The organism is Paraburkholderia fynbosensis, assembly GCF_902859935.1.
In the GTDB taxonomy this organism is placed as follows: domain Bacteria; phylum Pseudomonadota; class Gammaproteobacteria; order Burkholderiales; family Burkholderiaceae; genus Paraburkholderia; species Paraburkholderia fynbosensis.
In genome coordinates this window covers 110,322-135,872 of the sequence record NZ_CADIKI010000016.1, presented here as the reverse complement: position 1 = coordinate 135,872, position 25,551 = coordinate 110,322, and the positions used below count along the sequence as shown (strand labels likewise).

Annotated in this window: 25 protein-coding genes and 3 pseudogenes; 20 read left to right on the top strand and 8 right to left on the bottom strand. The window is 60.5% G+C overall.

Annotation, left to right across the window (positions count from 1 at the left end):
- Positions 1-33: 33 nt before the first annotated feature.
- The 4 genes from HV770_RS24950 (at position 34) to HV770_RS24935 (ending at position 5,864) form a co-directional block, all read left to right on the top strand.
- The gene (locus HV770_RS24950; protein ID WP_175163969.1) at positions 34-936 is read left to right on the top strand and encodes a DUF6734 family protein; all 903 of its coding nucleotides are present in this window, start codon (positions 34-36) and stop codon (positions 934-936) included.
- A 91-nt stretch (positions 937-1,027) separates the two neighbouring features.
- A complete protein-coding gene (locus HV770_RS24945) occupies positions 1,028-3,289 on the top strand; it encodes an eCIS core domain-containing protein (protein WP_217468642.1) in 2,262 nt (753 codons plus the stop codon).
- Between the two features lie 277 nt (positions 3,290-3,566).
- Entirely contained in the window at positions 3,567-4,772 is a 1,206-nt protein-coding gene (locus tag HV770_RS24940; protein ID WP_175163967.1) for an eCIS core domain-containing protein, read from the top strand.
- Between the two features lie 645 nt (positions 4,773-5,417).
- On the top strand, positions 5,418-5,864 hold the full coding sequence (locus tag HV770_RS24935) for an FAD-dependent monooxygenase (RefSeq protein ID WP_175163965.1): 447 nt from the start codon (positions 5,418-5,420) through the stop codon (positions 5,862-5,864).
- Positions 5,865-6,245: 381 nt separating this feature from the next.
- On the opposite strand, the gene HV770_RS24930 is transcribed toward HV770_RS24935, so the two are convergent.
- On the bottom strand, positions 6,246-7,154 hold the full coding sequence (locus HV770_RS24930) for a hypothetical protein (RefSeq protein ID WP_246291148.1): 909 nt from the start codon (positions 7,152-7,154) through the stop codon (positions 6,246-6,248).
- 111 nt (positions 7,155-7,265) lie between these two features.
- On the opposite strand from HV770_RS24930, the gene HV770_RS39830 reads away from it, so the two are divergent.
- From HV770_RS39830 to tnpC, 3 genes and pseudogenes are all read left to right on the top strand, one after another.
- A complete protein-coding gene (locus HV770_RS39830; protein WP_425497475.1) occupies positions 7,266-7,505 on the top strand; it encodes a transposase in 240 nt (79 codons plus the stop codon).
- 220 nt (positions 7,506-7,725) lie between these two features.
- Positions 7,726-8,034, top strand: coding sequence for an IS66 family insertion sequence element accessory protein TnpB (tnpB, locus tag HV770_RS24920; RefSeq protein ID WP_343048332.1), 309 nt, complete (start codon positions 7,726-7,728; stop codon positions 8,032-8,034).
- Positions 8,035-8,064: 30 nt separating this feature from the next.
- A pseudogene (gene tnpC / locus HV770_RS24915) lies at positions 8,065-9,620 on the top strand (IS66 family transposase).
- A gap of 107 nt (positions 9,621-9,727) precedes the next feature.
- Here tnpC and HV770_RS24910 read toward each other — a convergent pair.
- Together HV770_RS24910 and HV770_RS38235 are read right to left on the bottom strand one after the other, a co-directional pair.
- Positions 9,728-10,120: pseudogene (locus HV770_RS24910) on the bottom strand (hypothetical protein); the annotation flags it as partial.
- 125 nt (positions 10,121-10,245) lie between these two features.
- Entirely contained in the window at positions 10,246-10,602 is a 357-nt protein-coding gene (locus HV770_RS38235) for a helix-turn-helix domain-containing protein (protein ID WP_246291146.1), read from the bottom strand.
- A gap of 226 nt (positions 10,603-10,828) precedes the next feature.
- Here HV770_RS38235 and HV770_RS24900 point away from each other — a divergent pair, with 226 nt between their 5' ends.
- The 8 genes from HV770_RS24900 to HV770_RS24855 all read left to right on the top strand — a co-directional run bounded on the left by HV770_RS24900 (position 10,829) and on the right by HV770_RS24855 (position 17,025).
- On the top strand, positions 10,829-11,299 hold the full coding sequence (locus HV770_RS24900; protein WP_246291144.1) for a hypothetical protein: 471 nt from the start codon (positions 10,829-10,831) through the stop codon (positions 11,297-11,299).
- Between the two features lie 12 nt (positions 11,300-11,311).
- Positions 11,312-12,193, top strand: coding sequence for an HAD domain-containing protein (locus tag HV770_RS24895; protein ID WP_175163961.1), 882 nt, complete (start codon positions 11,312-11,314; stop codon positions 12,191-12,193).
- A gap of 162 nt (positions 12,194-12,355) precedes the next feature.
- Positions 12,356-12,874 carry a 3'-5' exonuclease family protein gene (locus HV770_RS24890; RefSeq protein ID WP_175163959.1) on the top strand — a complete coding sequence of 173 codons (519 nt, stop codon included), beginning with the start codon at positions 12,356-12,358 and terminating at the stop codon, positions 12,872-12,874.
- Between the two features lie 237 nt (positions 12,875-13,111).
- Positions 13,112-13,549 carry a hypothetical protein gene (locus HV770_RS24885; RefSeq protein WP_175163951.1) on the top strand — a complete coding sequence of 146 codons (438 nt, stop codon included), beginning with the start codon at positions 13,112-13,114 and terminating at the stop codon, positions 13,547-13,549.
- A gap of 226 nt (positions 13,550-13,775) precedes the next feature.
- Positions 13,776-14,231 carry a hypothetical protein gene (locus HV770_RS24880; protein WP_175163949.1) on the top strand — a complete coding sequence of 152 codons (456 nt, stop codon included), beginning with the start codon at positions 13,776-13,778 and terminating at the stop codon, positions 14,229-14,231.
- 674 nt (positions 14,232-14,905) lie between these two features.
- A complete protein-coding gene (locus tag HV770_RS38855; RefSeq protein WP_217468641.1) occupies positions 14,906-15,787 on the top strand; it encodes a DUF29 family protein in 882 nt (293 codons plus the stop codon).
- A complete protein-coding gene (locus tag HV770_RS24860) occupies positions 15,784-16,044 on the top strand; it encodes a hypothetical protein (protein WP_175163947.1) in 261 nt (86 codons plus the stop codon). Before HV770_RS38855 ends, HV770_RS24860 begins: the two co-directional genes overlap by 4 nt.
- A 726-nt stretch (positions 16,045-16,770) precedes the next feature.
- Positions 16,771-17,025, top strand: coding sequence for a hypothetical protein (locus HV770_RS24855; RefSeq protein ID WP_175163945.1), 255 nt, complete (start codon positions 16,771-16,773; stop codon positions 17,023-17,025).
- 156 nt (positions 17,026-17,181) lie between these two features.
- Here the strand turns inward: HV770_RS24855 and HV770_RS24850 are convergent, their stop codons facing one another.
- The 5 genes from HV770_RS24850 to HV770_RS24830 all read right to left on the bottom strand — a co-directional run bounded on the left by HV770_RS24850 (position 17,182) and on the right by HV770_RS24830 (position 20,513).
- A complete protein-coding gene (locus HV770_RS24850; RefSeq protein ID WP_175163943.1) occupies positions 17,182-17,508 on the bottom strand; it encodes an H-NS histone family protein in 327 nt (108 codons plus the stop codon).
- A gap of 243 nt (positions 17,509-17,751) precedes the next feature.
- Positions 17,752-18,327: a hypothetical protein gene (locus HV770_RS24845; protein ID WP_175163935.1), complete on the bottom strand. Its 576-nt coding sequence runs from the start codon at positions 18,325-18,327 to the stop codon at positions 17,752-17,754.
- 329 nt (positions 18,328-18,656) lie between these two features.
- Positions 18,657-18,887, bottom strand: coding sequence for a hypothetical protein (locus HV770_RS38850; protein WP_175163933.1), 231 nt, complete (start codon positions 18,885-18,887; stop codon positions 18,657-18,659).
- Positions 18,888-19,077: 190 nt separating this feature from the next.
- On the bottom strand, positions 19,078-19,281 hold the full coding sequence (locus HV770_RS24835) for a cold-shock protein (RefSeq protein WP_025527573.1): 204 nt from the start codon (positions 19,279-19,281) through the stop codon (positions 19,078-19,080).
- Between the two features lie 470 nt (positions 19,282-19,751).
- Entirely contained in the window at positions 19,752-20,513 is a 762-nt protein-coding gene (locus tag HV770_RS24830; protein ID WP_175163931.1) for an AbiU2 domain-containing protein, read from the bottom strand.
- A 405-nt stretch (positions 20,514-20,918) separates the two neighbouring features.
- Between HV770_RS24830 and HV770_RS24825 the strand changes: the two are divergent.
- The 5 genes and pseudogenes from HV770_RS24825 to HV770_RS24805 all read left to right on the top strand — a co-directional run.
- Positions 20,919-21,386, top strand: a pseudogene (locus HV770_RS24825) (GNAT family N-acetyltransferase); the annotation flags it as partial.
- A gap of 113 nt (positions 21,387-21,499) precedes the next feature.
- The gene (locus tag HV770_RS24820) at positions 21,500-21,967 is read left to right on the top strand and encodes an NUDIX domain-containing protein (protein WP_246291142.1); all 468 of its coding nucleotides are present in this window, start codon (positions 21,500-21,502) and stop codon (positions 21,965-21,967) included.
- A gap of 140 nt (positions 21,968-22,107) precedes the next feature.
- Entirely contained in the window at positions 22,108-23,136 is a 1,029-nt protein-coding gene (locus HV770_RS24815; protein ID WP_175163929.1) for a Type 1 glutamine amidotransferase-like domain-containing protein, read from the top strand.
- A 113-nt stretch (positions 23,137-23,249) separates the two neighbouring features.
- On the top strand, positions 23,250-23,642 hold the full coding sequence (locus HV770_RS24810; RefSeq protein WP_175163927.1) for a hypothetical protein: 393 nt from the start codon (positions 23,250-23,252) through the stop codon (positions 23,640-23,642).
- A gap of 856 nt (positions 23,643-24,498) precedes the next feature.
- Positions 24,499-25,464 (top strand): PDDEXK family nuclease, encoded by a 966-nt coding sequence (locus HV770_RS24805; RefSeq protein ID WP_175163925.1) that lies wholly within the window; start codon positions 24,499-24,501, stop codon positions 25,462-25,464.
- Positions 25,465-25,551: the final 87 nt, after the last annotated feature.

Here is a 25,551-nt window from a genome sequence, read left to right as displayed (position 1 = left end):
CCGCTCGACAAGTTCGACATCAAGGATTCAATCATGCGCGCTGTCTGGTCCTTCTGGAGCCGTCCGTTCGATAACTTCTACAAGGGCGCATGGCTCAGCGAATATCACCACCTGCTCGCATGGGTGATCTCGGTCAATGTCGCGCGCAGGCACTACCCCGACACGCTGCTCGTCACCGATATCGCTGGGAAAAAGCTGCTCGTCGAGCAACTCGGCTTGCCGTTCGCGAGCGTATCGACCGCGCTGGAAGGGCTCGCCGACATCGATACGCGGTGGTGGGCGGTTGGTAAGCTCGTCGCCTATGCGCTGCAAAGCGAACCATTCGTGCATATCGACACGGATGTATTCATGTGGAAACGGCTGCCGCGCTGGCTTGAGGAAGAACCGGTGATTGCCCAGCATCCGGAGTATTTTTCCGAGAACGACGGTTGCTATCAGCTCGACGCCGTCGAAGCTGCTATGCGGGAGACTGGCGGCATTCTTCCCGAAGAATGGCTCTGGACACACGCGCGCAGTTCGTACCAACGCTCGGAGAATTGCGGTGTCTGCGGCGGCACGGACGTGCAGTTTCTGAGTTATTACGCGAACCTTGCCAGGTCGGCGGCGTTGCGCCCCGAGAACGAGCAGGGATGGCTCAGGCAAGCCAACACCTGGGTCCACAACATGATGGTCGAGCAATACGTGTTGGCAGCGTGCATCGAATATCACCGGCACAGGCCCGACTCGCCGTTCCACCACGTGCGGCCGGGCTACGTCTTCGCTTCCTGGGACGATGCCTGCGATCAAGCGCGAGCCGCGCAAGCAGGCTATACGCATTTGCAGAGCGGCGCGAAGCGGCACCCAGCAGTGGGTGCGCGCATCGAAGCGCGTGTGCGGCGGGACTTTCCTGGGTATCTTGGGCGGTGTCGGGAGATCGCGAAGGTGGGGGCGGCATAAGGTACATTCAGCGGAGAGTAGAATCGTCATCAGGTTCCGTTCGATAGATTCGCGATGACCGAGCGAGTCGCGATGTGTTTCGGAGGCAGCAATGATGTTTGCTTCGAAGATCGCCAGGCCGCAGACCAAGTCCACGCAAAATCCGACAGCCGGAACCGCCACTTCGCGACCTGCGCTTGCGAAGCATCGACTTGGCTATCGTCCAGTGGAACAGGCAGGCTCTCTTCAACGCGTGATCGATATCCGAACACCCCTCTGGCTGTTTCAGCGAGGGACTGGATCGGAGGCAAGCACTCCCATCAGCGACCACGAGCAAGAAAGGGACGGACCGAATGCGCCGCCCGTGAGCGCATCCAGCGGCACCTCAGGTTCTTTTGCGAAGATCGTGCTCTCCACTCTTGGACCAACACGCCGAGCGCAACTATCCTCGGGGGACGGCCATCAGGCGGCGATGCAACCGAAGCTTCTGATCGGATCAGTCGACGACCCTTTAGAACGCGAAGCTGACCGCGTCGCTGATGAAGTGATACGGATGCCGGATTGGCATGAGCAAGTCACTTCATCGCCGGTGCAGACAATGCGAAAATGCGCCGCTTGCGAGGAAGATGACAAGAAGAAACTGCAAATGAGGCCATCAACTGCGCCAGCGAGTGGAGCTGTCGACGCTCTTGCCTCAGTGCAGGACGTATTAGCGTCGTCGGGGCAGCCTTTAGACGCAACTGCCCGAGCCTATCTCGAGCCCCGGTTTGGGCACGACTTTTCGCGCGTTCGCGTGCACACCAATGATCGAGCAGCCAAGTCTGCGCAATCGATCGGCGCCTCCGCTTACACGACCGGATCGGATATCGTGTTCGCGGCCGGCCAGTATGATCCAGGCAGCAGAGCCGGCCGACACCTATTGGCGCATGAGCTGACTCACACCATCCAGCAGCGCGCATCATTTCCAAAGGTCCTTCGACAAGCGGATGATCGGCCAGATCCGGACGATGCGGGTGCAGCTCCAACGGCGAGTCTCGAGGATCGCGCCACGCGACCTGCCAGCAAAGCGGTCATTCACGCACTGAATAGCAGTAATCCCGAGGCGTCGGGCGGCATCGAAATCGGTAACTTTCCGGAGGCATACCGCATTCTGAATTCCCTGGCGATGTTCGATATTCTGGCCACGCTCGATGAACTCAAGAAATTGGGCGAGCTCCAGGTGCTGAGGGACCATACTAACGATGCGATCGGGGTGGATCTCCCGAGGATTGAAGTGGGCATTGCGGCGGTTGCTGATCGTACGACGATCACACAGAAAGGGTGGTCCCCGACGCAGGGCGAGGCGTTCGCAGCCCTGCCTCCTGAGCAACAAAAGGACGTTACCGATTTCCTCGGTGCTACTCCGAACACGCAGGCTACAGCACCGCTTATCACTGCGGAGGACGCTGTTATTATCGGAGTAGTCGTAGGCGCGCTCGCCGTGGGGGTGATAGCAGTCATTGTGGTACCAGAACTCGTCGCGCTCGCCGCTCCTGCAATAGCTCGAGTGGGAGCGCCCGTCATTATTAGAGTCGCGGCCGGTCTTGCGGCGGCTTCGGGGATCTCGACAGCGGGGGAAGGCGCGGTCCTTACTGGGGAGATCACCGCGATTGAAGCCGCACCAGCTGCAGTGGAGACTGCAAGCGGGGGCGCCCGTGGAGTGCAAGTTCTGCGAGTGGTCATGCAGGAAGTGCCAGCAACCGTTACTGCGCCGGCTTCACAGGCGAGTCAGGCGGTTATCAGCATTAGCAGTTCCGCATCGTCGATACCACAAGCAGCGATCATAACGGCGGGTGCTGCCGCTGGCACGCTATCGAGCGATAGTTCGAGCGCACCGAGGGATAAAGACAAGAAGGAGAAAAAATCGGTTTGCGACACGGAAACACCAACTGGCGAGCTTACGTCGTGGATTGGCTGGGGAACCGATCCTGATTACGCAACGATAGGAATGTGGAGGCAACAGCTGCTGCCGCTGACAACAGATTTTTCTGGCTGCGAGGTCTTCGAAACCGACCCGGGTGGTGGAACAGACTCTTGCTGGTATAACTATTCAGCGATATTCCCGTACAACAAGGTAAGCGGCGGTCCGCCGTGGATTGTTGAACCCGGCAATTATTGGAAAACAGATTACGTCGGCTGGCATGACTATGCTGTGGATTTCTACCGGAAGGATGGAAGAGCGCCTTGCGGATCCAGTTTTTTGCAATCCATGCATATCAGGCGTCCATCAGGTGGCGACCAGGAATATGCCCGGAATCAGTTGGCCGGTGAATTTGACGCGAATCAGGTTTCGAGCTCGCGGGCCGGCCAGACGGAGATTAGAAACTGGCCATAAGTTCGAATCGGTTGATGTGCAAACTAGGAATGAGGTCGCGCCAGCGAGGTTGATAACCCGCTCGAACACGTGACAAACGGTCTCGCTAATCAGGCGACGCATATGCCTGTGACGCTGGAGTTCGTCATCCGCGGTACCAATTTGAATCAGGGAGGTCCGAATCATGTTTGCACAGCGGTGTGCCAAGGCACAAATGAAACCTCCTGCGAGTCCGGCGAGCACATTGGGAAGCACTAATCTGCCACGCGGGTCTCGATCAGTTGTATCTGGCGCAACAGTGGGCACCATTCAACGGAAGCTCGTTGTTGGAGCGGTTAATGATCCACTGGAGCAAGAAGCCGACCGCGTCGCTGAACTGGTTATGCGTATGCCTCATCCAGCGCTATTCACTGGCGTGGGCCCCGCGCAGATCGCTCGCAAATGCCCGACTTGCGCCGAAGAACAGAGCACAGCCGTCGACAGCGAGCAGGTGCGACGGCAGTCAGACGACCAGGTCGGAGCAGAGGAGGATGAAGAGGGCTACGAAGATGTGGACGGTTCGACTGTGCGGCGAGCGGTAGATGCAGGTGCCCGTGCCAGCGGGCGGCGTGCCGTTTCGCAACACGCTCTGAACCTGCTTGATGCAACTCGTGGTCAAGGCGAGCCTCTGACGCCATCATTGCGGCGGTTCTTCAATCCTCGGTTGGGGCACGACTTTTCCCGCGTGCGGATACACGCCGATAGGACAGCTGCCCTGTTGAACCGGGACCTGCACGCCAAGGCGTTTGCAATTGGACAAGATATTTATTTCGGCGAAGGGCAATTCCAGTCGCACCCAGGGAAGCTGTTGGCCCATGAACTCGTCCATACGCTCCAGCAGAACAATCGGATCGATGGAGGGGCAGGGCCAACGCCCTTTCAAGGAAGTGCTGGACTTGTACGCAGGCAGCCGCTGGATGCGCTCGACGAACCGATTGCTGCGGATGTGCCACAGGTAGCCCAAACTCCTTGTCCGAACAGCGTGTCGCTCGGAACCGTCTCGCATCGCAATTTTGCAGATCAGTCGACGGCAGACCAAGCGAAGTTCAGGACCTACCTGAGCGCGAAGGCGACCATGAACGTCGGCCCTGGACCCGACCACACCGGCCATTGCATGAAGGAGACGTTAACGCCGGTGTCGAATAGCTGCCCTCCGGAGGCCATAGCACTCCTCAATTCGCCGCCTTGCTCCTCGAGCAAGTGTCTCGACATCAACAGATTTGGCAGCGGCCCAACGGCTTTCCTGGACGAGCATAAAACGAAGGGGCCGAGCAGCATTTTAGAGGGAACCGGCAAAAATTCCTGCACTGCCGTTTGCGATCAGGTTTACAAATGCGATCGCACCCGAGCTACGACCGGCAAGTTCCGCATCACGCGTAATTTTAAGGCTGAAACCGCCACGGATGCCGACGGCGCGAAAATCAACGTCACAACGGGAAGGGTGGAAAAAACGGCGCTCCCATAGTAGAGGCACACGCCGCGGAGACTTTGTAAACAAAAATAACTACTTGGATACCCCTTCTGCGTGCTTGTTGCCGAGCGATCTGATCATCGCGACTGATTTGCACTGAAGGCCGCGGTAGTGCACGTTAGTTCTCCGGGACGAAAAACGATTTCGATGGCTTTTCCGCGTACACCGCATCGGTGCAGCCTCGCAGCATCTTGCGAGTTGGCACTTGTCCGGACTGGCGAGCTCGACGCTGCGTGATCATTCGACGGCTTTCATAATAAAAGGGCACACGGCATCTGACGTGGTCGGACGAGTGTCCACCGGATATGGCTACAGATCTTGTGGAGTGATCTTCCGGCGGACAGTCTCGAGACTGCCAGCAGCTGCGTAAGTGGCGCTGTGCCCCAAGCCTCACGAGACCCATGGATTGGAGGGCGCACGAAGCCAGTCGCCGGCTCTGTATCGCAGACGTCCTATATGCGTGGCACGCATATCTCTGCCCGGCCCAACATCTGCCCACGGTCGTCAATTTGCCCCAAAGTGTTCTCCGCGCAGCATGGCGCGGACCACAGTGGACGGCGGAGACAACGACATGATGGAGATGACGGTTTCGATGGGCGCGCTTCTCGATGGGGTGGCGTGCGGTAACGGAGACGATCAATGACCGCAGCAACGCATACGAAGGTCTTGATCGTCGGTGCCGGTCCGACTGGCCTGGCACTGGCTATCGAATTGGGAAGCCGCCAGATTCCGTGCGTGGTGGTCGAGCGCAACGATAGGGTTGGCTATGCCCCGCGCGCGAAAACGACCAATGTCCGGACCCGCGAACATCTGCGTCGCTGGGGTATTGCGGACAAGCTCGCCGCCGCCTCGCCACTTGGGCTTGATTACCCGTCACACGTGCTCTTCATCACGCGGCTGGCGGGTCACATGCTGGCGAGATTCGACAACGCGCTGGACTGCAGCCCGGAACGCAATCCGCATTATTCAGAACACGGGCAGTGGATTCCGCAATACATCCTGGAGGAAGTGCTGCGCTCTCATGCCCAGTCTCTGCCCACTGTGATCATCGGCACCAGTGCCTTGGTTGAGAGCCACAACGTGTAGCCTTGTGCGCGTCGTGCGTCGAGGAACTCCCCGAGAACCGGGTCGGTGAGCATCGTTGCATCTAGTCGCCTGGACGCAAGCCAGCGGCTCAGATTACCAAGGAGCTGAAGTTGATTCGCTGCGGCGTTGGGCCGGTAACGAATCTCCTGAACGATTGATGTGAGCATGATGGTTCTTCGTCCAGTTGTACAAGCCAGATGCGGCTTTGCCGATCGCTGTTGTCCGGCGTGGATTTCTGGCTGGTTGTACGACTCCGGATCAAGGAGAAAGTGTCTTATTAACGGACATCCAGATCGGCGGTCCGCCTGCTTGTACTACCAGGTGTCTGACATGATCGGCACAGCCCCGTTGCCTTTGCAGCACGGCGCACGCACTCTCGACTTACAAGAGAACTGCCTGCTGCAAAAGTTCCAGCGCCTTCAATTCGTCCAGTCGACCCGTCCGTGCCTTACCTGCCAGCGTCTTGATCAATGCTTCGGCGATTGGCGCGATGCCGTGAAGATTGTCCAGGCTTGTCGCGGAAGCGGGTTGCGTCACCGGATCTTGGTGCGACGTCGCGGCGACTGGCGGCGGCTCACTTTTTGCCGCTGGGACGGACGGTAGCCCACTATCGCCGTTGGCGGCATGGCGACCGGCTGGCTCGTCGGAGGCATCGCCTGAATGATTTCGCCGGCTGACACTGATCCCATTCGCTTCTACGGAATCTGCGGAAACAGGTGAGGCGCTTTCCAGAGCGCTCGCGACACTCGTGCGCGGGCGTGGGCGTGGACCGCGCACCTCTACCTTCGCATCTGCCGCCGTTTCCCGCAGGCTTTCGCTGGATGCGGTGGCGAGCGGCTCCTGTCGTTCAACAGGCTCGCGACCGCGCGAAGCAGGGGTCAGCAAACACGACACCGATTCCGGAATCTCCGCTTCGGATCGCGGCGTATCCAGCCAGCCAGCGGGCAGGCCAAGCCGCTCAGTGAAACGGTTTGCTTCAACACTGTCCATGCGCTTCTTGCCATAAAGTCGATGGGCCATGTTCGATCCGCTCATGGACATCACCACACCCAACCTTGCTTTCGATCCGTTGCGACCCGTGAGAACGTGGAGGTTATCCCGTCGAACTTTTGCGACCGTGGCCTCGTCTTCCAGCGCCAGCGCCAGCGGTTGCTGCTGGATCGCTTCAGACGCTGCTTTCTGTTTCGATCGCGAAGCTTTGTGCGGTACAGCGGCGTCGAGCTGCAGGGTCGTTTCGCGTCTACTGCTTCTGACGTTCCCCGGGGACCCGCCAGTTGGTTTCTTCGGCATTTCCGTTTCCTTGGACAGGTTATCTTCAGTAGATGATGGTTGGCCGCCGTCCGGTGCAAGGTAAGCACCTCACGACGACCGTCGTAGACGACGGCGAGAACCGACATCAAAGTGGTGCCCATCATTTTCGATTTGATGGACATCACTGTGACAGAGTCGGAAGCCAAGCCGGGTAGCCGCAAGGGCCGCCCGAATTATGATCGCGAGTTTCGACGCCGGCTTGCGGCCGCGGCATGTGAGCCTGGTGCGTCGGTCGCGAAGCTGGCGCGGGACAATGGCATCAATGCAAACATGCTGTTCACTGGCGGCGTCGCTATCGCGAGCAATTGCAGGCCGAAACGACGTGCCTGATTCCAGTGGCGGTGGTTCATGAGACGCCGCCGCAGCGCGTGGCGATGCCCCCAGATGCAAGGGACGTCTGCAACCGGACTGCACGAGCCGGGACGATCGAGATCCGGTTCGGTGACGTGGTAGTCAAGGTCGACGGCGTTGTCGACGCCGACACGCTACGCGTCGTCCCGGGGAGCGTGCGATCGTGATCTCTCTACCCACGGGTACACGCGTCTGGCTGGTGGCAGGCGTCACCGACATGCGCTGCGGGTTCCAGGGGCTGGCGGCAAAGGTGCAGACGGCGCTCGAGGACAATCCGCTGGGTGGCAACGTGTTCATCTTCCGGGGCCGGCGCGGCGATCTGGTGAAGGTCATGTGGGCGACCGAGGACGGGCTCTGGCTTCTTGCGAAGCGGCTTGAGCGTGGTCGCTTCGTCTGGCCGCAGGCCGATGGCGGCAAGGTCCATCTGACGGCGGCGCAATTGTCGATGTTGCTCGAAGGCATCGATTGGCGGCAGCCGCGTCGCACCGCTGCACTGTCGATGTTGTAAACCGAGCAGAAGACTCGTAAACTGCGCCGCATGTCGAACGGCGCCGAATTTCCTGACGATGTTGAAACTCTGCGGGCCTTGCTGGTCGAGGCCCGTGCCCAGCTTGCGAGCGCGATCTGGAGATCGAGCAGCTCAAGGCGCAGATCGACAAGTTCAAGCGCATGCAGTTCGGCCGCAAGTCCGAGCAGTTGGACCGGGAGGTCGCGCGGCTCGAAACCGCGCTCGAGGACTTGACCGGTGAGCGTGGTGTCGCTGATGTGCGACGCGCCCGCCAATCAAGCGCGAGCACGCCTGTGGGCAACGCATCGCCAAAAGAAGCGCTGCCGCCGCATCTGCCACGCGAAGAACGCGTACTCGACGCCGACGCGACCTGCCCGAAGTGCGGCAGCGCCATGCAGCCGCTCGGAGAAGACGTGTCCGAGCAGCTCGCCCGCGTCGCGGCAATGTTCAAGGTGATCCGCACGATCCGGCGCAAGACGGTCTGTCCGTGCGGCCACCACTTCTCGCAGCCGCCCATGCCCGGCCTGCCGATCACGCGCAGCATTGCCCATCCGAGCCTGCTGGCCGACATCCTCGTCTCGAAGTACGCTGACCACGCGCCGTTGTACCGGCAGTCGCAGATTGCCGCGCGCGACGGCGTGAAGCTGGATCCGGCCAGCATGGGACGCTGGGTCGGCCAGTGCGAGGCCCTTTGCGTGCCGCTGACCGAGGCACTGCGCCGCTACACGGTGGCACAGTCGAAGCTGCACGCGGATGACACGCCGATCCCGGTGCTCGAGCCGGGCAGGAAGAAGACAAGGACCGGGCGACTGTGGGTGTATGTGCGCGATGACACCCGTTCGGGCTCGACCGAACCGGCCGCGGTGTGGTTTGCTTACTCGCCCGACCGCAAAGGCATCCACCCCCAGACCCATCTCGCTGGATTCGAGGGCATCCTGCAAGCCGACGCCTACAGTGGCTTCAACGAACTGTACGAGGGCGGCAAGATCCGTGAAGCTGCATGCTGGGACCACGCGAGACGGTACCTCTACGACGTGCATGCCCGAACGCCTACCGAGGCGACCCGAGAGGTGCTCGAACTGATCGGTGGACTTTACGGCATCGAGGCGGACATCCGTGGCAAACCCGCTGCTGAACGGCTGTGCGTGCGGCAGGAGAAAAGCGTGCCGCTGCTCGCGACCATCAGGACGTGGATGACGGACAAGCTCGCAACGCTGTCGAAGAAATCCGAACTGGCCAAAGCGATCCGTTACTCGCTCAACCAGTGGGACGCGCTCGCGCTGTACTGCGAAGAGGGTCGTGCTGAGATCAGCAACGCCTTGGCCGAAAACGCGCTGCGCTGTGTGAGTCTGGGCCGCAAGAACTTCCTGTTCGCCGGCTCCGACAGCGGAGGCGAGCGGGCAGCCGCGATGTACGGTCTGATCGGCACATGCAAGCTCAACGGGATCAACCCGCGCGCCTACCTCGAATACGTCCTGACCCATATCGCTGACCATCCCATTAACCGCATCGACGAACTGTTGCCCTGGAACGTGGCCACGAAGCTGCCTCGGCAGTCTGGCCCATCGGCGTCTGCTGACACGTAACCCGATTCCCGATCATGCCTCACGCGGGCGCCGCGTTGCGGACGGCCGTCGCGAGGTGCTTACGGTGCAAGCACCGTGTTGGATTCTTCAGTCACGCTTTCCCGCTCATCATCCAGGCTCGCGAAATCAAGCGGCGACTTCAGGCGCGCTATGGTTTCGACCGAGAGAACCGGATGGGACTGGTCAAAGAAGCCGTGCGGTAGCCCAAGCGTGGTTTCCATGTGAAATGCGGTCTCGGGCGTGAACCGTTCACCTTTTGTCAGTTCAGCCACTCGCGTCATGCTGGATTGAAGTCCTAACGCGATGTTCTCAGCACCCACAGCATCGACGAGGAACTGGAAGGAACGTGTTTTGAAAATCGAAGCGGTTTGTGCGGAGTCTCGAGGCGGCGCTTTCGCGTACGGTTGCCCCTGCCGGTTGGCTGGAGATTTTTTCACGTGACGGGGCTGACGTTGCGCGCCGTCCCGAACTCCCGCATATCGTCCGCGGGTTTGACTCATAAAGTGGGGGCTCCGTGCGGTCGTTGATGTTTGACTTCCGGATTATAGGCGAGGCAATGATGGAATCACGCGTCCGTAATTTCGTCAGCAGCTCAGGTCTTTTCTCCTCGTGCACGCCGATTTGATCAACCGGTAGGCACCTGTTTGCTGGAAGCTTTTGTCGGCTTCCTGGCGACCTTTGGTGCGGTCTTCTGAGTGGCGGGAACGTTCACGCGCGTCTTGATAGCAGGCGGTGTTTTTTTCTTGGACCGACGAGCTTTTTTCAGCTTCCGTTCTACCTCGGCGAGTAGCTCGGCGGGCGAGCATTTCAAAGCGGTTGCCAGTGCGAACAGCATCGTTAGCGTTGGCTGGTGCTGGCCGAGTTCCAGCATGCTGACATAGTTGCGACGTATATTGGCCTCGAAGGCGAGCTGTTCCTGCGTTAGCTCGGCGTGAATACGGCGCTCGCGCAGAATGGCGCCAAAGACTTCGGCCAACTCCAAATTTCTCTCCCAGTGAAATGGGAGCACTGTCCAATCGGCGCTATAATTTGTCTTCCCAGTACACTGGGAATTAGATGTTTTGTATGTAGGCGAAGTCCTTGTCCAGTAAGGATGTATGAATTTTTTGATGTCGGCGGACGTGCGCGAAGCGATGGTGCTCCCGAAGAAATCGCACTTCGGCATCAGGTGGTTGATTTATCGCGAAAGCGTTTGAGGTTGTGGTTGAATGTTTGTGACTAGTGAAAAGAACCGTTTGCCTTCGTCGGCAGTGCCGTTTGAGCCTGAGGGCGCAGGGGTGTGGGGGGTGATCTCGCAATTGATGCCGCGGGATGTACTGATCCTCCGGGTCTCGCCGCGGGGTTCGCGGGCCGTGCCGACGATTGTGATGATGGACCTGACCGGAAGCGCGCCGTCGCTTGAGCAGTTCGCGGGCGGGGATGTCGTGCTGCGCGACGCGGCCGTGCTGAGCACGAAGCTGGCCCGGGAGGTCGACCAGTGGACGCTCGAACCGCTGAGCGAGATCCGGGTGAGGGCAACCGAGCCCGAACAGTACAGCCGGGGCGAGCGACTGGTGACGGTGACCCGGTTCACGACGTCGGCAGGACGCACGTTCTCCGTGCCGTACGCGCTGGCGACGCGCCCTGCGCGCGGCAGGCGGCTATGGCGGGCGAAGGCGCCAGCCGCCGCCCGTCGCTGACCGGGGCTGGCAGTGGATGCACATCCCGAGGTGGGGCCGGGCAGGGCCATTGAGGAGCCGGACATCCTGCCGCGCCGGCGTGGCGGCCTCGTGCTGTATCTCGATTTCGATGGAGGGTGCTTCACCCGGAGGACGTGTGGCGCCGTCCGGGCACCGGGCCGTCTGTCGCGAGCCCGCCGGGCCACGCGCTGTTTCAACACGCGGCGCTGCTTGCGCGCTGTCTCGCCGCCCCCCGCGCTGCGCATCGTGCTGTCGACGAGCTGGGTGCGCGTGTTCAGCAGCACGCGCAAGGTCGCGCGCCGCCTGCCGCCTGCACTGTGTCAGCGGGTGGTGGGCGCGACCTTCCACGGCCGGATGGATCCGGGGTGGTTCCAGTCCGTGCCGCGTGGGGGCGACGTGTGCCGGCGTCAGCCCGCCGCGTGGCTTGCGCTTGACGACGGACCGCGGCTGGCCGGCCGTGTGCCGGAACCATCTGGTAAGGACTGGTCCGGTGCTGGCGATCAGCGCGCCACCAGTCCCGGCAGAACTGCTGGCGCGGCTTGGCGCGATGCACCGGCCGGAAGAAGGCTGGCGATGATAATCCGCCTTATCGCGGCCAGCGTGTACTCGCCGGCTCGAGGGGGCATCCGGAGAAATGACATGAGTCGACGCAGCAAACGGCCGGCGCTGCCGCCCGACGAAACCTGCGGGCAGTTGCGCGCGCGGCTGCGGCGCTTCGCGCTCGCGACCTGCGACGACGCCACCCGCGCCTCCAGAACCGCGACGATCCCGTTTCCGGAGCACGTGAGCGTGCTCGCCGGTCCGCTGCGCCGCGTGCGTCCGCCGGGTACGGAGCCGGCGCGGGCTCACAGCAACGCCGGAGAGCCAGACCAGGATGATGAGGACAGTCAATGAAGAACCCGGAACGCGGGGGCGATGGTCAGTGGCGCGGATCACACCGTGCGGGCCGTCCAGGCCGGTTCAATCAAGCAGGAGCAAACAGATGCTGAATGTCGAATGGACCGGCCACGGCGATCGGCCGGCGCGTCCCGGTCACGCGAGGAGGCGCACGCGGCCATGACCGATACCCGCTATCACGGCGCGCTGGTGTATCCCACCCCGACCGGGGATGCCCCCAGCTGGGACAACCGCTACTTCATCGACACCGAGTTCACCGATTTCCAGCGCTGCCAGCTGATCAGTCTCGCGGTCGTCGGCGAGAACGGGAACGAGTTCTATGGCGAGCGCACCGACTTCGACCGGACACTGTGCAGCGACTTTGTCCGCACCGTGGTGCTGCCGCAACTCGGCCAGTTCGAGGGGCGCGCAATGCCGTTCGCAGCACTGCGCGAGGCATTACGCGCCTGGCTCGCGGACATCCCGGGCGATGGGGCGCCGGTGCTCTGTTACGACTACGAGACGGACCTGAACCTGTTCCGGTTTCTGCTGGACGGTCCCCTGCCGCGCGGCTGGCGGCTGGAAAACATCGCGGGCCGGCGCGACCGGGAGCGGCGCGCAACGTACTTTGCCCGTTATGGTGGCGAGCACCATGCGCTGCATGATGCGCGGGCCAATGCGTATGCCTGTACCCGCTGAACCTGGGACGCGGCTGCGTCGCATCCACGGATGCGCGATTGGCGGTGGTGCTGGCCAGTGAAGTAGTGCCGTGACTTGTCGCTGACGCTGGCTCCCGAGGGCAGAGGCCGGAACGCGCACCGCGCAGTCGGCCACGCAGTTCAACAGGGCGCAGGCGATGGCCCCGCACGGCGCCGTCGGGATGCGTTTCCGCAGGACGGCTGCACTGGGTGAAAAGGTCAACAGAAGGAGAGATCGATGCTTCGGGTCACCGTTGAGTTGCTGCCCGGCGGACGCGAAAGCGAAAAGCATGTCATCGCGACCGCGGATATTGCGCGGGTGCGCGGCGGCGCCCTCCCGGATTACCGGGTGGCCCTGAACGATGCGGCGCTCGGTGAGGTCGGTGAACGCGCGCTGGTACGGGGCTATCCGCGACGGGCAGGCAGCGTGTGGGACCTGGTTGCACGCGGTCTTGCCACGGCGCTGAACCGGGGCCGCGAAGAACTGCCACCAAGACCGGTGAAGCCGGAGGTGACGGTCCACACGAACGAGGCAGGCTACCGTTACGTGCGTCTGGATGAGATCCCCGAGCCGGTCCGGACGCTCTTTGACGGGACCTTGGCTGGTTCGGGCATTCCGGATCACGGCTGCGCTTTCGCGCACGACTGGTTCGATTTCCTCAACGGCCAACGCTGATGCCAGGACACAGGCTCCACGTCGCCGGCGCGTCTGACGTCCATGTGACGTGGATCGCCGCTGGAAATCCGGGCGAACTGATGATTGCCGCCCGTAGTCGGACCCGCATGTCGCACCCATGTCGTGGAGCCATTCGTGCAGTGTTCGCGACCGTTCGGGTCGTTGTCGCCTGTTTGCCGCACGCGGGGTCCCGGCCCACCTGCCGGTAGTAGAAAGGAATTTTTTGATGCTGATGACAATTACACAATGGGCCGATGCCACCCGGGCGCCCCTGACGGAGTCACATCAGGCATGGAAGTATGTCGCCTGGACCTGCGGGACGGTGAGCTTCTGGGTGATCCGCTCGGATGACGACGCACCCGATGTGCCCGACGTATCCGACGCGCCGGAAGGCTGGCTGGTCGCCGGCCCCCAGGCTCTGCACGAGGCTGCCGGCGAATTCGACCCAGGTACCATTGCGGTCTACGTGCTTGACCGCGTCGGGACGCAGAATGCGCGGCTGAGCCGGGTCACGGGGCTGTGGCGGGAAGTCGGTGCGCCGCACGACGCATCGTGCTACTGGTACGCCAACGACAGCGGCGAACTTAAGCCCTGCACGCCTTCGCCGCGGCCGCCACGCGCAAGGCTGGAACTGGCTGTCAGCCTGGTGCCCGAGCCGCCGCCGCGTGCTGCCTGTGCATGAGATGGAGATCCAGGCTGGCGGGCGACCTGTCAGAACCCACCGGGCGGACAGGGGCCCGCGTTTGACAGTGAATGACCGACTCAGCGTGGATCGTCCATGTGTATTGAGCCATGGATTCATCCCGGAGCGTGTGATGGAGAAAACACAACCGGACGGTCGCGATAGAACGGCGGCCACTTCCTTGCGGGCCGGGATGGAGGAAAAGGCAGCCGGAGCGGTGCCTGACGGCGCGCACTGGCTGACGGCTCAGACGGTCGGTGAGCGGCGCGGTTCGGAATTCGCCCGGGACACGGCGGACCGGTGGCAGGCAGAGGGCAAGGTGTTTGCCATTCAGTGGGCTGGTGAGACCTTCTATCCCGGCTACGTTTTCGACGCTCAAGGAAACCCGATCCCCGAAGTGAAGGCGATCCTGAAGGTGTTTGAAGGCTACAGGCCTTTCCGGAATGCCTCATGGTCGAGTCGACGAACAGCATGTTGCGAGGCAAGCGTCCTCGCGAAGTTCTGGCGTCGGCCCCCTCGGCAGTGCTGGAGGCTGCGGGGGATCACGCGGCAGGAGCACTGCATGGGTAGTCCACTGGGAAGGCTTGCCAACTCTGGCTCCACGATCCCCAGCGCGTTTGCGGAAATGCGGCGGGGCCGCTGCACCCGGTGCATCCCACGCCTCGAGGGACAAAATGGACATCCGGCCACTTCACACTGACGATGACTATCGGGCGGCGCTGGCAGAAGTGTCGGCGCTCGTCGACCAGGAGCCGGAATCCGGCACGCCGGAAGGCAACAGGCTGGAGATCCTGAGCATCCTCATTGAGCATTACGAGGACGCGATAGGGACGGCGCATCTGCTGCGGTCTCCGGCCAATGCCGCGCATCTGGAACGCTCTATCACCCAGTTACGTGGAATCATCCGAACGCCAGTTCGGCCAGTGTCGGTCGATAACATGAGCGAATCGGTCCGGGACACTGCAATGACCGGCTACAACACCGACTTTGCATTATGGGCCGAGGAACAGGCGCTCAAGCTACGCGCCGGCATGCTCACTGAACTGGATCGCGAGAACATCGCGGAAGAACTGGAGAGTCTCGCGCGCGCACTGCGGCGTGAGGTGGTTGATCGCCTCGCGCGGCTGCTGCAAAACCTTGTCCAGTGGCACTTTCTGGACGGCGTGCGCCTACCGGCGTGGTACGTTGCAATTACCGACGAGCGCGACATGATCCCGCGCATCCTTGATGATGCGCCGAGCCTTCGCGCGACCTTGTCCGAGACTTTCGCGGACGCGTGGCAGGAAGCCCGGGAGCGGGCAAGCGGCGCGACGGGGCTCTCTGATCGCATATTTCCAGAAGCGTGCCCCTACAGCCCTTCTCAAGCGCTTGATGCAGCATTCTGGCCCGAGTGGAACACCAGACAGGAAGGCCCAACGCGCCTCGAGCAGCTGCGAGGTTCAGTCCGCCGATACGACAACCCGACTGGGTCGGTCTGGCCTGGTGACGGCCCTGAATACCAGGAAAGCATGCGAGCGCAATGGGATGACCGAGACCGTCCGAAGGAGAACCCATGAGCACCAAGGTGACCCTTGCATACCGCAATTCCGAAGGCGGCAAACCCTCGTGGCATCTTTATGAGGAGGTATTTGAAGCGGGCGTCGTATATCTTCAGCTTGAGGGCGTTGCTATCGATTTCACCACGCTCGGCAACATGGAACACGCGCCAGGCACCGTAGTACTGCGCGTTCCAGTCGAAACCGCGCAGCAGCTGGGATTGCACACCAGCGTGCCGGCTGAAGAGTGGACGCGAGTCTGCGACCACGAGAAGTAATCGAGGGAGCAGCCACCAAAGAACGAGCGTTGAGCCGATGTCCCTGTTGCGGCCGCACGTGGCACCTTTTCGACGGAAGGAGCGCCATGTCGATGACACTCGGATAGAGCTAGCTGAACAAGCCAACTGGACTGCTCTTGCGGAATCCCGAAGCATCCGGGAGGCCGCCACTAGTGTTTACCAACCTCAACTTGCGGTGTGGGGTGGGCCGCTCCACTCTGGAAGCAGACGGAGGAGCAACGCACGCAATTCGGCCATTGCGGACGGTGGCCGCCGAAGAACGTGCGGCAGGTCGAGATCGCTTAGCCGACATTCGCGACCCGGTACCAGCGAATGTCAGCATTCGTTATTGGCGATGAGTCTTGTCGACCCGTTCGCGCCCCTCAGTTAACGTCTGCGAATGCCGCCCCGCGCTCGAAAGCAGCCGTTCCGCCCACGGCACCCGGTTGGACGTATCGAGAGGCCGCTGATTCCCGTTCGCTCCCGTCCATGCTTACGAAGGACTTTTCTGTCAGATCGGAGGAGCCGGTTGTCGATCCATCCGCGACCCCTGGTGGCTTGGCGTGTCGCCGTGCGACACATCAGGCGTTATGTCAACAGGCACCTCGGCTGGATGAATAACTGCGGCCGAAACTGGCAGACATCGGCTCGTAGCAGGAACGCACGTTGCGCGCTCCATATCCACGGTCGGGCATTACCGGCCCCTTATTTATAAACGGAGGTGCTATGACGCAAATAACCATGGATGAACATGACGATTCCGGAAATAGACGGCAATCAGGCGATGCGGGTCGGGCGGATGAACTCACCTCGGAGCAGGCCGCGCAGCGAGCACTCGATGAAGGCGACAACGAAAAAATCGACAGGACCCTTGATGAGCTTGACGTTTCAACCACCGAGTCGGGCAAGAATCAAACTTCCAAACCGGATACGGAAGGGTCCAATTCCTCGAGCAAAAATCTTGATGAGCAGAACGAGTGAAGGGGCGGCACCCACGGGTGACCGTAGAGGGCGTGCGAATTCCGGTCGTGAGGCGCCATTTTGTTTCGACGGTCAAAGGTGCTGGCGGATGAGACGGCGAGTGTCCATCAGCGATCAGCGACTACCGGGGCCGAACCAGAAGGCGCACACTATTGCCTAGCGGTGGCTCGACCGCGCGAGTGGGCTTCCGGCGAAGGGGTCGTTTTTCCAGTCCGCACCGGTCCGCGTTGCCGGCTGGGCGAGCGCTCCGCACGGAAGCTCAAAGTGCCCGATTGATTGTCCCGCGCTAATAGCCTGTCTAAGCCATTGCGGCACCTCGCCTTCACCGCTCCAGGTATCACCACCCGCGCTACGATAGCGACCCGTGTCCGATCCCGCAGGCTCAGTCGCCAGGAAGGTAGCGAGGTCATCCGGGCTGATGCCGAAGTCATCCATGCGGTGGCGGAGATACGCAATCATGCTGTCCCGTTTCCGTTCGTCCATAAGGCGTTCCTATAAGGTATCTTGCTGTCGCTTCTCATCCATCAGAGGCCGGCGAGGTGCGGGGGTGAAAGGGGCGACATGAAACTGGGCCAGGAAACCATCCGCGGCGACCGTGAGAAAAGACGCCGTCAAGGCTTGCCTGAAGCCAGCTGGCGCCGAAGTACAGGGAAAGCACGTGTCATTTGAGACTCGCCGCTTCGCATTTCGGTGAAATATCGTCTCCAGCTGCGCCTAGGTAACGCTTCACAGATGCTGAACAGCAGTCGCGTAGGACTTCGCAGCTTCCTTCAACTGCCCGGCCGCGGCCTGTACGCGCGTGGGCAGTTCGCTCAGCGCGAGCAGGGTGTCCGCACCGTCCAGCCGCCTGCGAAGCTCCACCACGAGATCCATGACGCTGGCGTCACCCACCCGCCGGCGGTTGCTTTGTCTGGAACTCACACTGGAGCAGTCGACAAGGCGATCAACCTTGCGGAAGTATGCTTGAGCAGCTACGCGGTGCCTTGCATACAGCGAGGCAACATTTGACTTTGAAAGACAGTCTTTAACGACCTCGGGATTCATGTCGAAATGAACCTGCAGCGCGTCGGCGGCATCTGCCCGGTGAAAACATGCCACCTGATCAAACAGCGTCTCGCCGTCCGTGTCGATGAGATCGATCCAGACCTCACCATCTTCGAGGATCTGGCCGGCGCGAAGAATCACCCGCTCGTCCTCATTTGCATAAGCGAGCATCCGGTGTCCGTCGACATCATCAACCGGCATCTCGAACACCTCGACCAGTTCCCCGCTTATTGCGACCTGCATGACCAAAAACGCCATCTCTGCTCCTTGCAATGGGAATGACGGGAATACCGCTGCGCGGATCAAGCGATCCGACCTGGCGACCGATATGAGTGGCGTTTCAGGGAGACCAGGCGTGACCCCGACATCTTGGCGCTTTCTTCAGTACGACGTTTCGCGCCAACCTGGTTGATGTGGACACATGGCCCCGGCGACACCAACATCTGACCGGCAGGCAGCCTCTTGGCGGCCATGAGATCCGGCGGTCGAAGGCCGGCGACAGGGGTGCTTGCATCATGACGGGACAGATTTTCATCTCACCGGGGAGCGCCACGCATGGCCGCTCGTGCGCTGCAGGCCATGCCAACTTAACCGCGACTGTCGACCCAGCCGCGCGCCCATGCTGTCGCGTGCCCCACAGCCTGTGTTTCGCTATCGAAATAGTTGAGCGCATCAAACTTGTAGGCGACTGGCGCAGCACTGCGGGCGTCACTTCTTGTGAGCAGCAGATTTGCAGCAAACCAGCCGTCAGGTAACCGGTGAGCGGATGGGGAGATTGAATAACCGTTGTACTGGTGAACAGGTTTATTATTTTGCATAAGCGATAACCGACCGCACGACATCATGTCGTACAGGCGAAATATTAAAAAATGGGGCGAGACGGATCGTGTCGAAAAGACAAATGATGCGCGCGTCGAAACGCGACGATCAGATCGGGAGCGCATGGCTCCGGCGAGGATGCTAGTCAAGCTAACAAGCAAAGGGCCGGTAGACCGGCCCTTGAAATACTTACTGCGGCGAGATATTCGCGGCCTGCATACCCTTCGGACCGCGCTTTGTCTCGTAGCTGACCTTCTGGTTTTCTGCGAGCGTCTTGAATCCGTCGCCCCGAACTTCCGAGAAGTGCGCGAACAGATCGTCGCCGCCAGCGTCAGGAGTAATGAAGCCAAAGCCTTTGCTATCGTTGAACCACTTGACAGTACCGGTATCCATGAGATTCCCTGAAATAAAAATAACAGCTCCGGTGCGGAGCGACAAAAACTTCAAGGAAGAAGAGAGGACAGCGAGTACCGCGCAGAAGAGGCGGAAAATGGTGATCAGCAATCGAGCTTCTTGAATATTTCGAGGTTCACGATATAGTGCCGGAGTGGGTCTGTCAATGCTTTTCGCAATGGGCTCCTCTCTCATCAGACGGTCCTTCGACGCAACGTGATGGAGGCTTCTCGTTCGCCGACAAAGTGCGAAGGACCGTTCCTGGCCGAGAGTACGCATTCACGGCAACCGCCGCTATGCGGTCGTTAAAAATTTCAGCGGCCGCTCTATAGAACGTTCATCGAACTGGCGCTATCGGCCAACAACGGACGGTCGACGTCCCTACGGGAATCGTTGACAATTTCGGCATTGCGATGACGGCTAGGAGCGTGCAATCAAACTGCAATCGCGGAATCCCGCTGCACCTCTTCTCACGAGCCTGAAGGCGGCGGATGAAAGTCGGGATGCCCCTCGGTGCGCTCACCACGTGCAGAAGCCCAGAAGTATTTCGCGTGATGCTTGTAGACGTCGGTGGCTTCCGATAGGTCGAAGGCCAGACCTTGAACCAAACTCAACAGTAGGCGCATGATTTCGAGATTGTCTTGATAGAACGTCTCAATCTCGTCATCGGTCGCCCAAACAGGCGGCTCACCTTCCTCGTCTTGCTGCCCCGGGGTATCCGGTCCCGCTACTGCCACCGGTGCCTTTGGCAATTGTCGGTGCGCCAGATGCTGGTGACGTAACATCTTTAGCTTCTCCAGAACGTCGAAGGCTGCGCCATTCACGCTGTATTTGCCGATCAATTCCAGTATCTGATCCCGTTTTGGCGTGAGTGCTTCCCTCATGGTGTCGGGTGCGAACCTGGAGCGAAGGCCTGTGCGCCCCGCCCGGTACTGAACTAAGGCTTCGAAGAATTTCCTTTCCCGTAGACGATCCGCTATCAGGCTCATCCTCACAGCCTGTTTGTTGGTATCCCATACGCGCGTCAGCGCCAGTAATAACTCACGACGCAGCGACAACCGAATGATCTGAAAGGCATGTGCCGCATAGGAAGTGCCGATACGGGCATGAAGGCCGGTGTCATATGCCGCCGGTCGCCACGTCTCATGGAACATAACCGCCAGTTCGATCTCCTGTCGGGCCGTGTCGACGATTTTCTTCAATCCTTCGATCTCTTGTTGGGCATCGTCCATCTGCGTCGTCCACGAGCTAAATCACTTTAATCATAACGCGCAGATGCAACCGAGTCCGGTCACTTCGAGACATTCGGAATGCCCCCAGATTGTCGACGATCGGCAGGCCGTCCTTGACTGCATCGTTTTCGTTGGGCAATATATTCTCATGAACCGCACTGCTCTCAACTTCATGATGTGCACCATGACCGCCGATGGCGAGCCGTGGGAGTCGTGACGTTCTAAGATCACATGTAGACTTTCTCAACGGCCCCGCCAGTCATGACGGGGCCGTCTCTTTTCATTCGCCCCGAATTGCATTGACGTAAAATCGGAGCGAATACACATGCATTACAAAAAGCGCAATCCCGTTTCTCGGAACCTTTCGCACGTGGCGACTTGGCCGCTCAAGTCGAGGAGCGCGGCATGCTGACCATACGAAAAGCGACCTGCGATGACGTGTTCGACGCGTGGCATATTCGTAAAACATCGGTGCATGCTGCATGCACTGGTCACTATCCCGCAGCGGCTCTCTCGGCGTGGGTCAACGGTACGCCTACCGAGAAATGGGCCAGCGTCGTTGCGCGCGACTTCTACGTTGCTACGGATGAGGATGTAGTCATTGGTACAGGAATGCTCACGGTGGCAAATGGCCAAGTCGACGCTATCTTTGTGCGGCCCTCTCACATGGGGCTCGGCATTGGGCGTGAGATGTTGCAATTTCTCGAATCGCTGGCCGTCGATCACGGCGTTACCACGATGCACCTCGATGCAACGCTGAACGCGGCACCTTTCTATCGCCACTGCGGTTGGTCGGGAGATTCGGTTTCGACGTACCGCACCCCGCGCGGACTGGAATTGGCTTGCGTGCCGATGACGAAGCGTCTGGCCGTCTCGGCCGTCGGGCCGACGACTGCCGCTCGCGTCGGGCAGAGGTCGGCCATTTTGGCACATTCGACAGAATGGCTTGGATCGCCAACAATCGGAAAGGCACGAACTCATCGGGGGTGAAGGTGTCGCTGCACGTTGATAACGAAAGCTACATTTGTCGGCTGAGGAAAAAGGTTGGCAGGGATTTGATTTTAAGTCCTTCCGTTGCAGCCGTGATTCACGATCATGAAGGCAAGCTGCTACTTCAGGAGAAATCGTCCGGAGAGGCGTGGAGTTTGCCCGCTGGTGGAATTGAACTGGGAGAAAGCCCGCAAGAGGCAATCTTCCGCGAGGTAATGGAGGAAACCGGATATGCGATCCGCATTCACGGCATTCTCGGCGTGTTTGGCGGACGGCGGTTCCGATACACGTATCCAGGCGGCGACCACGTCGAATACGTGGTGACTCTATTCCAATGCAAAATCATTGGCGGCTCCGGGATACCCAGCGATTCCGAAACCAAGTCAACTCAATATTTCGGAAGGCACGAGATGCCGGAACTGGCACTCCCGTATCCGAAAGACGATTTGTTTCGCCCTTTCTAAGATCACAGCCGGACGCCGTTGCTGTTTGACATGCTTCGAAATTCGGCCAACAGCGGGCGATCGACCTCAGCGGACAGGTCGCTGGCAATGTCAAACTGTTATGTCTTGCATGCGACGACGTTATTCGGGAGAGTGTTTATATGCGACGGATTCTTGCGATTGGGGGATTTTCCAACGGCGAGTCGGAGTTCCTCGCCGCTACATATATTCGCGAACTGATCGGGAAACCAAATCCCAGAATTTGTCTTCTCTCTACCCCGGCCGCTGACCCGTCAATGTTGATCAATGACTTTGATGCCATTTACGGGAAGCTCGGCTGCCAAACCTCCAACGTTACCTTCTACGGCGTGGCAGGCACCCACTGCGTTCGGGCGGATAATGCCGCGGCGCATCTGCTTCAGCAGGACGCGATCTTCGTCAGCGGCGGCAATCCACGATGCGCATTGGCGCTGTGGAAAGAGTGGGGTCTGGATAAGGTGCTCAGACAAGCGTGGGAAAGTGGCGTCCTGTTGTCCGGGATGAGCGCTGGGGCGATTTGCTGGTTTGACCATCACGTACCGTCGCCAGCCAATCGCAATCTTCCGCTTCCCCCCGGCCTCGGAATTCTACCGGGCAACTGCGACGTCCATTTTCATGCGGGTGACGGAACTCGCCGAAAAGAAATACTGCAAACGATGCAGATCCTCGCGATGCCTTCGGCTATCGCAATCGACGACGATGCGGCGGTATTGTATGAGGGCGACGCTATCGCAGCGGTGCTATCCTGGCGCGAGGGTGCTACTGCATATCAACTGGAAGGCCATCCTGACGGGGTAACCGAACGCCCGTTGCACGCAAAGGCGATCGGCTCGCTGCGCTCCGAACCCGAGCGTCGACCCATTTCCCTATCACTTGCGGCAAAGGAAGCGTGCGTTGGACGATATCAACTTATGAGCCCGATGGAGGTGCTGATCACGCTTGAGGGTGAGCAGTTGTTTGCCCAGTATGGCAGTCAACCGAAACACGAGATTTTCCCGGAAAGCGAAGATCGGTTCTTCTGGAAAATCGTCGATGCTCAAGTGACCTTTGAAAAAGACCGAAGTGGGAGAGTCGCTTCGCTTGTCCATCATCAGAACGGTCGTGACACGCGTGGCGTGAGACTTCAAGATAAAGATAGCAATGGGCTGTGATCGGCCAACAACGGCATTCGACGCGGCGCCTTGAACCGGCGACAATTATTTAGCGTCGATTCTAACGATCCGACCTCTTGAACGCTTTATCGAAGCCACCGTGGAGTCGCGAAATGAAAACTGATTGGCGATTGATTCGTGAGGTTTTAAATGCGGCTATCGATAGCTGCGAGCGTTTGGAACAGGCAGGCTATGCCGAAGAGCACCGCAGTCGTTCTGTCCAAGTAAACGGGCAGCAAGTGAGCGTGCAGGAGTTCCTGATTAGCGCGTGGACGTTACCCGAGAGTGCCCGCTACGAAGTAATCCGGGCGCGTCATGATAAGGATCGCGACCTACCTTATGTTCCGGAAGCGGCGCGGATTCTTACTGCGGTAGCCGCCGCATGTGCAGAACTGATAGGCGCGGGGGATCTGCCACCGGCCGAACCGTATATGCGGGGAATGATTGACTGGTATCGGAACCACTTCGATCCCAACGTGCAACGCGCAATTTCGGCGGCCCCCTAGCCGCGTGGATGGTCACAAGGATCAGGAGGTCGAACGTCCGTTTTGTGGAACGTCGAAAGTCCGAAGTGGGTCGGGAGTGTGAGTTCGCTGATGCAGGAAGCTGCCGCCCGGCCGCTCGATGCCGCCACCGTCGGCAATCTGTCCCACTGCCGACCTAGAACCCAGTACTCTCCAGCGTCGGCATTGGCCGAATTTTTGTCACTGGGCGGCTCCATCTGGCGACTGCTGGCGCCCTGAGACCGGCCGTCTAACCGCTCGCGCCGCGACCGCCGGCGGTAGGGGCGACAACCGACAGATGAGTCCGACCCGGAAGCGAATACCTGCCACGCTCTCGCGTACGGCACGTGGAAAACAGGGCGGCCCGCGCGCGGCGGGCGCGAATCCGTCGGAGCACATGAGCAGGCGGGTTCAGTCTGAACCCTGGCCCGATCCCGTGCACGTCCGGCGTGGGCAACCCGCGCCACCGACCCGGGCGGCCGCGCCGTGGCCGGGCAGGGTGGCGCGCCGCGCCTGCTGAAGCGCCAGGCGTTGCGGGGGCACCGGTTACGCCGCGCCGGGGACGCGGCGCGGCGGTGCGCCCCGGCCGGCGGCAGCGGGGGCCGACCGGCCGCGATAAGCGGCGTTATCACCGCCAGCGTAAGGTCGCCGCTGTGGCGGCATTCCACAGAAGGGCAAAAGCAGGCACATGAAATCGCAGTCGCTGCCCTTTGAAGCCGCCGGTTCCACGAATGCGCCGCGTGCACAACTCGATGCCACACCTCCTTGAAGACGAACCGGCGGCCTGTACTGTTTCGAACCCGAAGATTGTGCCGCTGAAAAGTTGAAACCCTCGGCCGGGTCGCCTTTAATGACCCGTATGACCGACACCTCCTATGCGGTAATCACTGGCGCCTCGCCGCTCAGTGTCCCGCCTTTGGAGCGTAGGAGGTTTAGGAGTGCTGCCCTGACGCAACGCGATGCAACGTCGGCGCATGCTCAGATCGTCACGTTTGCGGCGGAAGGCTTCGGGATGGCTTCCACAACAATCCTAGAGCGTCAGATTGCCAGGATCCGCCGCGGCCACCTCGGCTGTGGCGAGAGGGCTGATTACAAGCCGGGAGCGAGCGTCTGGGAGGACCGGCAGGCCAAGAGGGTGCATCGCGTGCCGTTCATGGGACGCGAAGCCCAGCTTCCTCGCGATTGCCGCCTTGCAGCTTTTTTATGGGAGTGCTACCAGGACAACACAGCCGATATTCGGGAATTCATGCCGTGCGATCACGCCGAGACTGTCGAGGTCGCACGGTCTTTGAAGGTTCGCCATCCCCGAAACGGCGACGGCACTTACAAGGTTCTCAAAACGGACCTGCTGGTGACCAAACACGAAGGTCGAAGACAGTGGGTCGAGGCGGTTTCTGTGCGGTTGCAAGGGGCGGGCCCCCTTGCCGGTCAGTCCGAACTCAGGATCATCGAGCAGTTCTGGAAGCGGCACGGCGCGGCGTGGCGTCTGCATCTGAATGACGGACTGAACAGTAACTGGGCTAGGAACCTCGATTTCCTATATGCGATCGCGCTGCGTCCGGTCCGTGCCGGCGAAGGCGCCGACAGTCCCTTGGTTCAGCGAGCCGTATTATGTGCACTGCACAGCGCAAGGCATATGTCGGTGCGAACGGCCTGCGAGTTCGCAATGAAAGAAAAAGGGCTGCCACTCCGATACGGACTTAACGCCTTTCATCTGATGCTGGCCGCGAAGCACATACGTTTTGACGTCCATTGCCGCGACGTTGATGAGGAACCGGTCTCAGCGCTGACGATTGTTGACACGCGGCCCATTTCCTTGGCCTGAAGGTGGTGTAGCTGTCGTTCCGTTCGGCGTGCGTCCCGGACCACGTGAGTCAGGGGGGCGCGGCACCTGTCCGGTCCGCAGAGGTCC

Bases quoted from the DNA above. Each gene is read 5' to 3' on its own strand.
- HV770_RS24950 (WP_175163969.1), top strand. From the start codon at position 34: ATGCGCGCTGTCTGGTCCTTCTGGAGCCGTCCGTTCGATAACTTCTAC.
- HV770_RS24945 (WP_217468642.1), top strand. From the start codon at position 1,028: ATGATGTTTGCTTCGAAGATCGCCAGGCCGCAGACCAAGTCCACGCAA.
- HV770_RS24935 (WP_175163965.1), top strand. From the start codon at position 5,418: ATGACCGCAGCAACGCATACGAAGGTCTTGATCGTCGGTGCCGGTCCG.
- HV770_RS24930 (WP_246291148.1), bottom strand. From the start codon at position 7,154: ATGCCGAAGAAACCAACTGGCGGGTCCCCGGGGAACGTCAGAAGCAGT.
- HV770_RS24900 (WP_246291144.1), top strand. From the start codon at position 10,829: ATGTTTGTGACTAGTGAAAAGAACCGTTTGCCTTCGTCGGCAGTGCCG.
- HV770_RS24890 (WP_175163959.1), top strand. From the start codon at position 12,356: ATGACCGATACCCGCTATCACGGCGCGCTGGTGTATCCCACCCCGACC.
- HV770_RS24885 (WP_175163951.1), top strand. From the start codon at position 13,112: ATGCTTCGGGTCACCGTTGAGTTGCTGCCCGGCGGACGCGAAAGCGAA.
- HV770_RS24880 (WP_175163949.1), top strand. From the start codon at position 13,776: ATGCTGATGACAATTACACAATGGGCCGATGCCACCCGGGCGCCCCTG.
- HV770_RS38855 (WP_217468641.1), top strand. From the start codon at position 14,906: ATGGACATCCGGCCACTTCACACTGACGATGACTATCGGGCGGCGCTG.
- HV770_RS24860 (WP_175163947.1), top strand. From the start codon at position 15,784: ATGAGCACCAAGGTGACCCTTGCATACCGCAATTCCGAAGGCGGCAAA.
- HV770_RS24855 (WP_175163945.1), top strand. From the start codon at position 16,771: ATGACGCAAATAACCATGGATGAACATGACGATTCCGGAAATAGACGG.
- HV770_RS24850 (WP_175163943.1), bottom strand. From the start codon at position 17,508: ATGGACGAACGGAAACGGGACAGCATGATTGCGTATCTCCGCCACCGC.
- HV770_RS24845 (WP_175163935.1), bottom strand. From the start codon at position 18,327: ATGGCGTTTTTGGTCATGCAGGTCGCAATAAGCGGGGAACTGGTCGAG.
- HV770_RS38850 (WP_175163933.1), bottom strand. From the start codon at position 18,887: ATGCAAAATAATAAACCTGTTCACCAGTACAACGGTTATTCAATCTCC.
- HV770_RS24835 (WP_025527573.1), bottom strand. From the start codon at position 19,281: ATGGATACCGGTACTGTCAAGTGGTTCAACGATAGCAAAGGCTTTGGC.
- HV770_RS24830 (WP_175163931.1), bottom strand. From the start codon at position 20,513: ATGGACGATGCCCAACAAGAGATCGAAGGATTGAAGAAAATCGTCGAC.
- HV770_RS24815 (WP_175163929.1), top strand. From the start codon at position 22,108: ATGCGACGGATTCTTGCGATTGGGGGATTTTCCAACGGCGAGTCGGAG.
- HV770_RS24810 (WP_175163927.1), top strand. From the start codon at position 23,250: ATGAAAACTGATTGGCGATTGATTCGTGAGGTTTTAAATGCGGCTATC.
- HV770_RS24805 (WP_175163925.1), top strand. From the start codon at position 24,499: ATGACCGACACCTCCTATGCGGTAATCACTGGCGCCTCGCCGCTCAGT.